Below are 12,643 nucleotides of genomic sequence, written 5' to 3' on the forward strand. Positions count from 1 at the left end.
ATGCCTGAGAATTTTTTAAAAGTGAGAATAACAAAAACAATTAAATCGGTATGCATCATTGCTCTTGGCCTAAGTTCAATAGCAATGTCGTATGCTCAAGAGTTGCCATATAAAAACCCCAAACTTTCAACTGAAGATAGAGTTTTAGATTTATTAGGTAGAATGACTTTGGAAGAAAAGTTCTGGCAAATGTTTATGATACCTGGAGATTTAAGTATTGGTAAAGAAAAGCTTGAACATGGTATTTTTGGATTTCAAATATCTTCAAAAGGGAAAAATGATAATGCTGCAGAACAAATAATGGATTACGGTTCAACGGGTAGTGCAAAAAAAATGGTTGAAGATATAAATGAAATTCAACGCTATTTTTTAGAAGAATCCCGTTTAGGTATACCTATAATACCATTTAACGAAGCGTTGCACGGTTTAGCACGAGATGGAGCCACAGCCTACCCACAAGCTATCGCATTAGCGGCAACTTGGGATACTACTTTGGTTGCAAATGTGGCAAGAGCTATAACTAAAGAAACTAAAACTAGAGGTATCCGACAGATATTATCACCAGTATTAAATATTGCCCGTGATGTACGATGGGGGCGTACCGAAGAAACGTATGGAGAAGACCCCTATTTAACAACACAAATGGCGATTTCTTTTATAAGTCAGTTTGAAAAAGAAGGCGTAATCACCACACCAAAACATTTTGTCGCCAATGTAGGTGCGGGTGGTCGTGATAGTTATCCTATTAGTTTTAATGAGCGTTTATTGGAAGAAATTTATTTTCCAGCTTTTAAAGCCGTATTTCAAAAAGCTGGTGCAAGGTCAGTCATGACATCGTATAATTCATTAGACGGTACACCATGTACGTCTAATGAATGGTTATTACGTAAAAAACTGAAAGACGACTGGGGTTTTGATGGTTTTGTGATTTCTGATGCTGGAGCCACAGGAGGTGCCAATGTATTACATTTTACAGCAAAAAATTATGCCGAAGCCACAGAAGATGCTGTTGAAGCAGGTTTGGATGTGATGTTTCAAACCAATTACAATCATTATCCCTTATTTTGGGAAGCTTTTGAAAATGGTATGGTAGATATCAAAGCCATTGATGAAGCGGTCAGCAGAATTTTAAAAGTGAAATTCGATTTAGGTCTATTCGAGAATCCTTATGTAGATGTAAAGCAAGCAGCCTTTTGGAACGGACATAAAGACCATCGTGAACTAGCTAGAACTGCAGCTTCAAAATCTATGGTGTTATTAAAAAATGAGAATACTATTTTACCTATAAACAAATCGGCAAAAGTTGTTCTTATAGGCTACGATGCTAAAGCAGGACGTTTAGGTGGTTACAGTGGACCTGGAAATAACATTGTTTCCATGCATGATGGTGTTGTAAATAAAATAGGAAAGGATAATGTGTTGTATGCTTCGGGCGTTTCATTTAAAGAAGAAACCTATAAAGTAATTGCCTCAGAATATTTATCGACTACAAAAGATGGTGAAACAGTTAAAGGGTTAAAAGGTAATTATTTTGATAATATAGAATTAAGCGGACAACCAAAAGTGGAACGGATTGATAAGCAAGTAAAATTTGGATGGACACTTTTTTCACCACATGAAGATTTGGCTTACGATTGGTTTTCTGCACGATGGACAGGAAAACTAAAAGCGCCTAAAACTGGGATATTCAATATTGGTATTGAAGGTAATGATGGCTATCGCATGTATTTAGGTGGTAAATTATTTATAGACAATTGGCAAAAACAATCCTACAGTACCATTTTAAAAGAGTTTTCACTTGAAGAAGGAAAGGAATACGATATTAAAATTGAATTTTTTGAATCCGCAGGAAATGCAAAATTTAAACTTGTTTGGGATGTAAATGTTAAAAATGAATGGGAGCAACAAATTGCTGATGCTGTAGCGACAGCTCAAAAAAGTGATGTAGCAGTTGTAGTGGCTGGTATTCACGAAGGTGAGTTTCAAGACCGTGCATTGTTAGCACTTCCAGGACATCAAGAAGCCATGATAAAAGCTGTAGCGGCAACAGGCAAACCTACAGTTGTGGTTTTAGTTGGTGGTAGCGCTATTACGATGGCAAATTGGAAAAATGATGTAGATGGTATACTTATGGCTTGGTATTCAGGAGAAAATGGTGGAAATGGTTTTGCTGACTTTCTTTTTGGAGATGAAAATCCTGCGGCAAGATTACCAATAACGTTTCCAGTAGACGAAGCGCAATGTCCTTTGTATTACAATAACAAACCAACAGGGCGAGGTGATAATTATCACAACTTAACAGGGCAACCCTTATTTCCTTTTGGTTTTGGGTTGAGTTATACCTCTTTTGAATATTCAAACCTTGAATTCAGTAAAAACAATATTAATGCAGATGAAAATATAAAAGTTTCTTGTACTGTAAAAAACATAGGCTCGGTTGATGGAGATGAAGTAATCCAATTGTATATCCGAGATGAATTAGCGTCGGTTTCAAGACCCATAAAAGAGTTAAAAGGGTTTAAACGCATCACTTTAAAAGCTGGAGAATCAAAAAAAGTAATGTTTGATTTAGGACCTGAAGAATTGTCGATGTTAGATAAAGATATGAATAGATTAGTAGAAGCAGGTGATTTTAGAATAATGATTGGAGCTTCTTCTAAAGATATTCGTTTAAGAAAAATTTTAACTGTCAAATAACTAAAACAAGTTGATAAGTAACTTTTAACTATAGATCCTTTTTTGAAAATGAAATTGACGCAAAAATCAAATATAAAATTAACACATGTTTTAAGTAATATACTGTTGTGTTGTTTAGTATTTTTTGTGGTTTCATGTACTTCTAAAACACCAGAAAAACAGCCTGTTGATTATATAAATCCTATGATAGGTGCTGTTACCTACGGAAAAAAGACAAAAGATGCTCATGGTTTTGGAAAAACTTTTCCAGGCGCTGCAACACCTTTTGGGTTGGTACAACTAAGTCCAGATACGTTTACAGGCGGCGATAATGGTTCGGGGTATTCTTATGAACATTCAACTTTAGAGGGGTTCAGTTTTACGCACATGAGTGGTGTGGGTTGGTTTGGAGATTTAGGTAACTTTTTAGTAACACCAACTACAGGAAAATTAAATACAAACAGAGGTGTGCCAAAAAATCCTGAAGATGGTTATCGTTCTCGATTTTCACACGATACAGAAGTTACAAAAGCAGGCTATTATGCCGTAACACTTGATGATTATAATGTTAAAGCAGAACTTACTGCGGCACCTAGAGCAGGAATTATTAGGTTCACATTTCCAGAAAGTGATAGTGCCCGAGTTCAAATAGATTTATCTCGTAGAGTAGGTGGTACGTCAACAGAACAATATATAAAAGTTGAAAATGAAAATACGATTTCTGGCTGGATGAAATGTCCTCCCGAAGGCGGTGGTTGGGGAGCTGGGGCAGGAAATGCAGATTATACGGTTTATTTCTATTGTCAGTTTAGTAAACCTTTAAAAGATTATGGATTTTGGAGTGCTGGTATTCCAGATGTTCCCAGAAAAATGCGTTTTATTAGAAAAGATGACTACCAATCAGCAGTAAAAAATGCTCCAATTTTTAAAAATGAAAAAGATATCCAAGGGAAACATATCGGTTTTTATTCAAACTTTAATACCAAAGCAGGTGAACAAGTATTGGTAAAAAGTGGAATTTCTTTTGTGAATGTACAAGGGGCTAAAGAAAACCTAGAACACGATATAAATCATTGGGATTTTGATAAAGTAAAAGAGCTAGCTCGTAATATGTGGAGTGATGCTATAAAAAATGTCACCGTTTCAGGAGGTACAGAAGCGGAAAAAACTATTTTCTATACTGCTTTATATCATACCATGATTGACCCTAGAACATTTTCAGATGTTAATGGGAATTATATAGGAGCCGACAAAAAAGTACATCAAACAAAAGATTTTACGTACCGTACTATTTTTAGTGGTTGGGATGTATTTCGTTCACAATTTCCTTTACAAACGCTTATCAATCCAACATTAGTAAATGATGAGATTAATTCATTGCTACAAATGGCGGAATTAAGTGGTAGGGATTATTTACCCCGTTGGGAAATGTTAAACTCATATTCAGGTTGCATGTTGGGTAATCCAGCAGTTATTGTGATTAATGATGCGTACCAAAAAGGAATCCGTAACTACAATATTGAAAAAGCATTTCAGTATGCTTTAAATACAGTTAATAATACTGGAAATGGAGCTTTAGGATATTCAAATAATCATATTTCTAAAACCTTAGAATATGCTTATTCAGATTGGGCTTTGGGAACATTTGCGACGGCATTAAATAAACCAGAAATAGCAAAAGAATATCTTCAAAAAAGTAAAAACTATACCAATATTTGGAATGAAGAAGTCGATTGGTTTCGTGCAAAAGACAGCTTGGGAAATTGGTTGGAATGGAAAGGAAAAACGGTTCACGGACAAGGTTGTATTGAAAGTAATCCCTATCAACAAGGTTGGTTTGTTCCACATGATATTGAAGGTTTAAAAACGTTGATGGGAGGTGAAGAAGCTTTTAAAAAGGAACTTATTTCATTTTTTGAAAATACTCCAGAAGATTTCCTTTGGAATAACTACTACAACCACCCAAACGAACCCGTACACCACGTGCCGTTTATGCTAAATAAAGCAGGTGTACCACATTTAACCCAAAAATGGACACGTAAAATATGTGCTGATGCATACGGAATAGGACCTTACGGGTTATGTGGTAATGAAGATGTAGGGCAAATGTCTGCGTGGTATGTGTTGGCAGCTATGGGCATTCATCCTATAGCTCCCGGAGATAATAAATATCAAATAACAAGCCCAGTTTTTAATGAAATTGAAATCAATTTAGACAACGATTATTATTCAGGTAAAACCTTTAAAATTAGAGCAAATAACAATTCAAATGAAAATATATACATACAATCTATGACTTTGAATGGCGAACCATTAAACCGATTTTGGATAACTCATGAAGAAATTACAAAAGGTGGTATTTTAGAAATGGAAATGGGTTCAGAGCCAGTAATTAAATAAAAAAAACAGTAAAAAATCAATATGAAAAAGATAATTCTTATAGCTGCGTTTAATTTAGTGGTTTTAATAACTAAAGCTCAAGATTACCAATATCCAATGCCCGAATATACGCCAACAAAAGAGAACTTGGAAGCTCGTAAAGACTTTCAAGATATGAAATTTGGTATGTTCGTACATTGGGGGATTTATAGTGTATTAGGAGATGGCGAATGGGTGATGTTTCAACAGAAAATAAAATACCCAACTTATAAAAGATTAGCTGATTTCTTTAATCCTCAGGCATTTAATGCTAGAGAATGGGTAGCCGCAGCCAAATCTGCTGGCATGAAATATATCACCGTGACTACAAGACATCATGATAGTTTTAGCATGTTCGATACAGAGGCTTCCGATTATAATATTGTAGATGCGACACCTTATGGTAAAGACCCCATGAAAGAATTGGCAGAAGCCTGCAAAGCAGAAGGGCTGCAATTAAATTTTTACTATTCTTTATTAGATTGGGCAAGAGAAGATTATGGATTTGGACAAAAAATAGTAGATGGTAAACCTGTTGATGCCGATTGGGACAGTTATATTAAATTTATGAAAACCCAGCTAACGGAGTTGCTTACCAATTATGGTGAAATAGGTGTGATTTGGTTTGACGGCCACTGGGAACGTAAAAAGGCTAATTGGCATTATGACGAAATTTATACTTTAATTCATGAATTAAGTCCGAATACCTTGATAGCAAATAACCATCATTTAACGCCCATTCCGGGAGAAGACATACAAACTTTTGAAAGGGATTTACCAGGTGAAAATAAAGGCGGTTATAGCGAAGGTGTTCAAGTTAGTCAGTTACCATTGGAGTCTTGCGCAACTATGGCGAAATCTTGGGGATTTAATTTGAACGATAAACAATTCAAAAGCACCAAACAAATTATACATTTTTTAGTAAAAGCATCTGGTAAAAATGGTAATTTATTATTGAACGTTGGCCCGATGCCAAACGGTAAAATTCAGCCAGAATTTATTGAAACTTTAAAAGAAGTTGGTGAATGGACTTCAAAATATGGCGAAAGTATTTATGGCACTCGAGGTGATATTATAAAAACTCAAGATTGGGGAACGGTCACTAGAAAAGGAAATAAACTATATGTGCATATTTTAAATCCATTATCAGAGCCGTATCTGTTTATTCCTGAATTTGAGTATAAGATTAAATCAGCGACTTCTTTTGATAGTAATGAAAAGATAAAATTCAAACAGCAAAAAGAGGGGACTTTTTTATATGTTGATACTAAAAATTTAAATGAAATTGATAAAATTATCAAGCTGACAATTAAATAAAACTTGTCTTAATGAATGCTTAAACTTTAAATTTTAAAATGAAAAAACACCTATGTATAGCTTTGATTTTGCTTGTTAGCTTTATGTCTTGCAAGAAAAAGGATGCGCTTTCTGAAAAAGTAAAGTTAACCAGTTATGTAAATACCTTTACAGGAACTGATGGTCCAGGAAACACCTACCCAGGAGCCGTGGTGCCTTTTGGAATGGTACAATTAAGTCCCGATAATGGTTTACCAGGTTGGGATAGAATTGCGGGCTATTTTTACCCCGATTCTACTATAGCGGGCTTTAGTCATACCCACCTTTCGGGTACAGGAGCTGGCGATATGTACGATTTATTGGTGATGCCTTTAAATAGCAGATTTACTGAAAGTTTAACGCCAGAAGGAAGATACAGACCGTATTCTAAATTCTCACATGACCAAGAAAAAGCGAGTCCAGGATATTATTTGGTAGATTTATTAAGTTCAGGAATTAAGGCAGAATTAACCACAACCGCTCGTGTTGGGTTTCATCAATACACATTTCCAGAAGATGAGAAAAGTCAGATTATCCTAGATTTAGGATATAGCTTAAATTGGGATAAGCCTGTGGATACAAAAATTACTATTGAGGACAATCAAACCATTTCGGGCTACAGAAAATCAACAGGATGGGCAAAAGACCAACGGGTTTATTTTGTGATGACATTTTCTAAAGCTTTTGATACAGCGCAATTATTTAAAAATTCAGAAGAAAAAGATAGCATCAGTGTTACTGGAAAATTCACACGTATTGTAGCTAATTATAAAACGTCTGAAGATGAAAAAATTCAAGTAAAAGTAGCTTTATCATCAGCAAGTATAGCAGGAGCAAGAAAAAATTTAGAAGTAGAATTACCACATTGGGATTTTGAACAAACCGTTGAGAAGGCTAGTAATATTTGGGAGACCTATCTTTCAAAAATAAAAATAAAAGGAACGGAATCTCAAAAAGAATTGTTTTACACCAATTTATATCATGTTTTTTTAACACCATCCTTACATAGTGATATTGGCGGCGCATATAAAGGAGCAGATGGTAAAGTTCATATAGCAAATGGTTATAACAAATATGATACCTTTTCATTATGGGATACCTTCAGGGCAACACATCCATTATATACCATTTTAGCACCTAAGGAAACGCAAGACATGGTGAAATCTTTTTTATCGCATTATGATGAAACAGGATTGCTTCCAGTGTGGTCTTTAGCAGGAAATGAAACTAATATGATGATTGGTTATCATGCCGTTCCTGTTATTGTTGATGCTTATTTTAAAGGGATTCCTATGGATTCTAAAAAGGCTTTGGAAGCCTGTGTAGCATCAGCAACAGAAAAAGGCAGACAAATAGACACGTACATGGAATTAGGTTATGTTCCCACAAGTGAAGAAGGAGAGAGTTGGTCAGTGTCTAAAACCTTAGAATATGCTTACGACGATTGGTGTATTGCACAGTTAGCTGAAGCTTTGGGTAAAGAGGGTATTAAAAAAATATTTTTAGAAAGAGCCAATAATTGGAAAAACTTATACGATTCTAAATCTACATTTTTCCGACCTAAAAGTGAAACTGGTAAATTTAGTAGTCCTTTTTCCGCGAAAGCGTATACCAGAGAATTTTGTGAAAGTAATGCGTGGCAATATTTCTGGTTTGTACCGCATGACATAAATGGTTTAATAAATACTTTAGGTAAAGAACAATTTACTGCAAAGTTAGATTCTATGTTTACATATTATCCTTCATCAGAAGATAAACTTCCCATTTTCAGCACGGGCATGATTGGGCAATATGCTCATGGAAACGAACCAAGTCATCATGTTTCATATTTATACAATAACATAGGACAACATTGGAAAACACAGCAAATGGTTCGTAAAATTATAGAAACCCAATATAGTACGAAACCTAACGGCTATTGTGGAAATGAAGACTGCGGACAAATGTCTGCATGGTTAGTGTTTTCATCCATGGGCCTTTATCCTGTAAATCCAGCAGATGGTATTTATAGTATAACTTCTCCTTTTGTAAAAGAAGCGGCTATTCAATTAGAGAATAACAAACAGTTTGTAATAACTACTGAAAATCAATCCAAAGAGAATTTTTATATACAGTCGATTACCTTTAACGGAAACCCTTATAATGAACTTACTATTAGTCATAAACAAATTATGGCAGGCGGAAAATTACATTTTGTGTTGGGGAATGTTCCTAATAAAGAATTGATTAAAAAATAATATTATGAAAACGAAATTGTGGTTTATGTTTTTAAGTGTTTTAATGCTTACATCTTGTATTAAGAAAGAACTAAAACTAGGCAAAATATCTATTATACCTTTACCAACAGAATTAATCGCAGGTGAAGAACATTTTGTAATTAAAGAAAACACCACAGTTTCTGTAGAAAATGAACAACAAGAAGTAATTGCTAAGCGATTTTTTAATCAGTTTGAAAACGTTTCGGGATGGATACTAGAAGTTAAGTTGGGTAAAGAAGAAGGAGACATCATATTCAGTACAGATACTTCTATTGAAGAAGAAGGTTATCAACTTCATATCAATAAAACAAAAATTCAAATAAAAGCAGCATCAGGCGCTGGTTTTTTCTATGCTTTGCAGAGTTTAAAACAATTGTTACCAGCATCATTTTATTCACAAGAGGAGCAAAGCAATGTTGTTTGGGGCGTTCCTGCTGTCATTATTAAAGATAAACCCGCTTTTAAATGGAGAGGACATATGCTAGATGTGTCACGTCATTTTTTTAATAAAGAACAAGTTAAAGATGTCATTGATTATATGGCTGAAATTAAACTGAATCGTTTTCATTGGCACTTGTCAGATGATCAAGGATGGCGATTAGAGATCAAAAAATATCCAAAACTAACAGAAGTTGGTGCATGGCGAGTTGATTACAATATTACAGATGAAAGTCTTTCGAATTGGTGGGGAAGACCTGTACAAAAAGAAGGTGAAAAAGCCACTTATGGTGGGTTTTATACCCAAGATGACATTAAAGAAATTGTAGCGTATGCTAAAGAGCGTTTTATAGAAATAATACCAGAATTAGATATGCCAGGGCATTCATTGGCCACCATTGCTTCCTATCCAGAAATATCCTGTACGGGTGGTCCCTTTTATGTTGCTACTGGTGGCGTTATGAAAAACAATACGCTTTGCCCAGGTAAAGAGGCAACTTTTGAATTTGTAGAAAATGTTTTAGAAGAAGTAATAGATTTGTTTCCTTTTGAATACATACATATTGGAGGTGATGAATGCAATAAAGAGTCTTGGAAAATAGACCCCGATTGTCAACAACGTATAAAAGATGAAAACTTAGCTGATGAAAAAGAGCTTCAAAGTTATTTTGTTAAACGTGTGGAAAAAATGGTGAATGCTCGAGGTAAAAACATGATTGGTTGGGATGAGATTTTAGAAGGCGGTTTAGCGCCCAATGCAACTGTGATGTCATGGCGGGGTGAAAAAGGCGGTATTGCTGCTGCCAGAGCCGGGCATGATGTGATTATGACGCCAGCAAAGTATTGTTATTTAGATTTAAAACAGGGTGATGACGATTTAGAACCAAATTTGGGTTACAGTTACAGTTTTCTAAAAGAAGCCTATCACTATAAAATTATATCCGATAGCTTAACACAAGCTCAAGGAAAGCACGTTTTGGGAATACAAGGTAATTTATGGACAGAATCTATTAGTGATTGGGGGAAGCTAACCTACATGACTTTTCCAAGATTATATGCCATTGCAGAAAATGGTTGGACACAAGAAAAATCTAAAGATTGGGATAGTTTTACAACGCGACTGCTTGATCAATTTAAACGGTTTGATGCTCAAGGTGTGCGTTATGCAACGAGTGCTTTTAATGTAAAAATAAATCATAGTGGTAATGCAAAAGGTGCTATCGATATTTCTTTGCAGTCTGAAGTTGAAGGCTTAGATATTTATTACACTTTGGATGGTAGTGAACCTTCATTAAACTCTAATAAATATGAAGGTGCGTTTTCTATTGATACAACAACTACTATAAAGTCTACTAGTTTTTTTAAAGGCAAACAAGTAGGAAACATATCAGAAAAACATTTTCCCATACATAAAGCTTTTGGTACTAAAGTTATTTATCATTCAGATGTCGTTAATCCGAAGGAAACAGATGAAATTGATAAACTAGTTGATTTAAACTACGGCAAACTTCATCGATGGGATTCCAATTGGCAAACTATAAAAGGTAATTTAGAAGTAGATATTATTTTCCCAGAACCTATTGAAATTCAAAAACTAGAAGTAACCAGTTTACGATTCACTATTGGCGGTGTTTATGTACCAGAATATATTGAAATATATGGCTCGCAAGATGGAAAATCGTATGCCAAATTGGGCGAAATTCATCAAATAGATGAAAGTCATACACAAGGCAGAAATAAAATAAAGTCCATAATTAGTTTTGATAAAACTTTAGTAAAATCAATAAAAGTAAAAGCAAAAAGCGTACATCCAATACCAGAAGGTCATCATCAAGCTGGAGTTGCTTCAAAAATACAAGTGGATGAATTAGTGGTTTATTAATTGTTCAGTTTTCAATTTTTACCTAATAAAATATAAATAACTATGGTTATTAAGCATAAAAAAATAGACATATGCTTGGTGTATTTCCACTCTTTCAAGTCTACAATGTGTAAATCTTCTTGTTTGAAATCTTTATCTGATGGATAAAAATGTGACACGCCGAACATAACTGCTAAATTTAGCAAAAATTCTATCCCCCAGATATGTACAAAATGAACATTAACTCTAAAAATAAAGGTTGTTAGAATATAGAATGCTAAACCTACGAATAATGCAGCCTTGGCACCCATAGCAGATATTTTTTTAAGAAAAAACCCAGCTAGCATGATTGAGGCAATAGGAATAAAAAAAATTCCATTTAATTGTTGTAGTAATTGGTACAAACCATCTGGAGCATTAGCTACCATCGGTGCTACAAGAATTGCAAAAACAGCTAAAATGGCAGAAGTTAACTTCCCTACTTTAACTAATTTTTTATCGCTACTTGCTTTTCCAAAATGTCTCTTATAAACATCTATACTAAAAATAGTGGCAGCACTATTTAAAACACTATTAAAAGTACTCAATACAGCTCCCATAACTATAGCAGCAAAAATTCCCACTAACCCAACAGGCAATACTTTTTTAATAAGTTCTGGATATATCATGTCCTGGTTATCGTAAAGTGAATCGCCATAATAATAAAACCCAATAACCCCTGGTAAAATTATTATAATTGGCACCAATATTTTTAAAACCCCTGTAAATAATAACCCTTTTTGGGCTTCCACTAAATTCTTAGCACCTAAAGCACGTTGAATAATGGTTTGATTCATACTCCAAAAATAGAGTTGGTTGATAATTAACCCCGTAAAAAGAACTCCAAAAGGCAAAACCGAATCTTTTGCACCTATAACATTAAACTTTTCAGGACTGTGAGCATACACTTTACTTAATCCAGTAAGCGGATTGCCATCACCAATACTAACTAAAGCGATTAACGGAATTGCTAATCCACCAATTAAAAGTCCGTAACCATTAATCGTATCTGAAACAGCTACTGCTTTTAAGCCACCAAATATGGCATAAATAGAACCCAAAACCCCAATGGCGACAACAGTAATCCATAGGCCTTCTTGTTTTGATACTTCTAAAACTTCTGAGATGTTAAAAATACTTTCTATATTAATAGCCCCTGTGTAAAGTACAATTGGCAATAATGTTACTATAAATGAAATCATTAAAAACAATGCAACCAAAGTTCTTGTTGTACTATCAAATCGTTTTTCTAAATATTGAGGTATCGTTGTGAGTCCCATTTTTAAATATCTAGGAACAAAATAGATAGCTGCGGCTACTAATGCTAAGGCTGAAGTGACTTCCCAAGCTATAATAATAAATCCGTTTTTATAAGAAGACCCATTCATACCAATTAAGTGTTCGGTAGAAATATTAGTTAATAGCATGGAGCCCGCAATTACAACACCTGTTAAACTTCTTCCCCCAAGAAAATAACCATCTTGCGAATCTAATTTTTCTTTTCTTAATTTAAACCAAGAATAAAAAGCGACAAAACCTGTAAAGGCAATAAACGTAAGAACAGTATACATTATGGTTAGTTTAGTTGTGAAAAGAAAAATATCTTTTAAATGAATAC

Annotated in this window: 6 protein-coding genes; 5 read left to right on the forward strand and 1 reads right to left on the reverse strand. The window is 34.4% G+C overall.

The features are described 5' to 3' along the window. From Q0998_RS04095 to Q0998_RS04115, 5 genes are read left to right on the forward strand one after another with little or no spacing between them, the layout of a single operon-like run. Positions 1-2,697 (forward strand): glycoside hydrolase family 3 protein, encoded by a 2,697-nt coding sequence (locus tag Q0998_RS04095; RefSeq protein ID WP_299666619.1) that lies wholly within the window; start codon positions 1-3, stop codon positions 2,695-2,697. Positions 2,698-2,745: 48 nt separating this feature from the next. Then, a complete protein-coding gene (locus tag Q0998_RS04100; RefSeq protein ID WP_299666622.1) occupies positions 2,746-5,076 on the forward strand; it encodes a GH92 family glycosyl hydrolase in 2,331 nt (776 codons plus the stop codon). A 21-nt stretch (positions 5,077-5,097) separates the two neighbouring features. Continuing rightward, positions 5,098-6,411, forward strand: coding sequence for an alpha-L-fucosidase (locus Q0998_RS04105; RefSeq protein ID WP_299666625.1), 1,314 nt, complete (start codon positions 5,098-5,100; stop codon positions 6,409-6,411). A gap of 38 nt (positions 6,412-6,449) precedes the next feature. Further along, on the forward strand, positions 6,450-8,666 hold the full coding sequence (locus Q0998_RS04110; protein ID WP_299666628.1) for a GH92 family glycosyl hydrolase: 2,217 nt from the start codon (positions 6,450-6,452) through the stop codon (positions 8,664-8,666). A 4-nt stretch (positions 8,667-8,670) separates the two neighbouring features. Further along, positions 8,671-11,007, forward strand: a complete 2,337-nt coding sequence (locus Q0998_RS04115) for a family 20 glycosylhydrolase (protein ID WP_299666631.1) — start codon at positions 8,671-8,673, stop codon at positions 11,005-11,007. Between the two features lie 11 nt (positions 11,008-11,018). Here Q0998_RS04115 and Q0998_RS04120 read toward each other — a convergent pair whose 3' ends face one another. Further along, positions 11,019-12,596 carry a solute:sodium symporter family transporter gene (locus Q0998_RS04120; RefSeq protein ID WP_299666634.1) on the reverse strand — a complete coding sequence of 526 codons (1,578 nt, stop codon included), beginning with the start codon at positions 12,594-12,596 and terminating at the stop codon, positions 11,019-11,021. Positions 12,597-12,643 lie beyond the last annotated feature (47 nt).

It is taken from the genome of uncultured Polaribacter sp., assembly GCF_947501385.1.
In the GTDB taxonomy this organism is placed as follows: Bacteria; Bacteroidota; Bacteroidia; order Flavobacteriales; family Flavobacteriaceae; genus Polaribacter.

Excerpts from the sequence above, each read along its gene's own strand:
- Q0998_RS04120 (WP_299666634.1), bottom strand. The coding sequence starts at position 12,596 with ATGTATACTGTTCTTACGTTTATTGCCTTTACAGGTTTTGTCGCTTTT.
- Q0998_RS04110 (WP_299666628.1), top strand. The coding sequence starts at position 6,450 with ATGAAAAAACACCTATGTATAGCTTTGATTTTGCTTGTTAGCTTTATG.
- Q0998_RS04115 (WP_299666631.1), top strand. The coding sequence starts at position 8,671 with ATGAAAACGAAATTGTGGTTTATGTTTTTAAGTGTTTTAATGCTTACA.
- Q0998_RS04095 (WP_299666619.1), top strand. The coding sequence starts at position 1 with ATGCCTGAGAATTTTTTAAAAGTGAGAATAACAAAAACAATTAAATCG.
- Q0998_RS04105 (WP_299666625.1), top strand. The coding sequence starts at position 5,098 with ATGAAAAAGATAATTCTTATAGCTGCGTTTAATTTAGTGGTTTTAATA.
- Q0998_RS04100 (WP_299666622.1), top strand. The coding sequence starts at position 2,746 with ATGAAATTGACGCAAAAATCAAATATAAAATTAACACATGTTTTAAGT.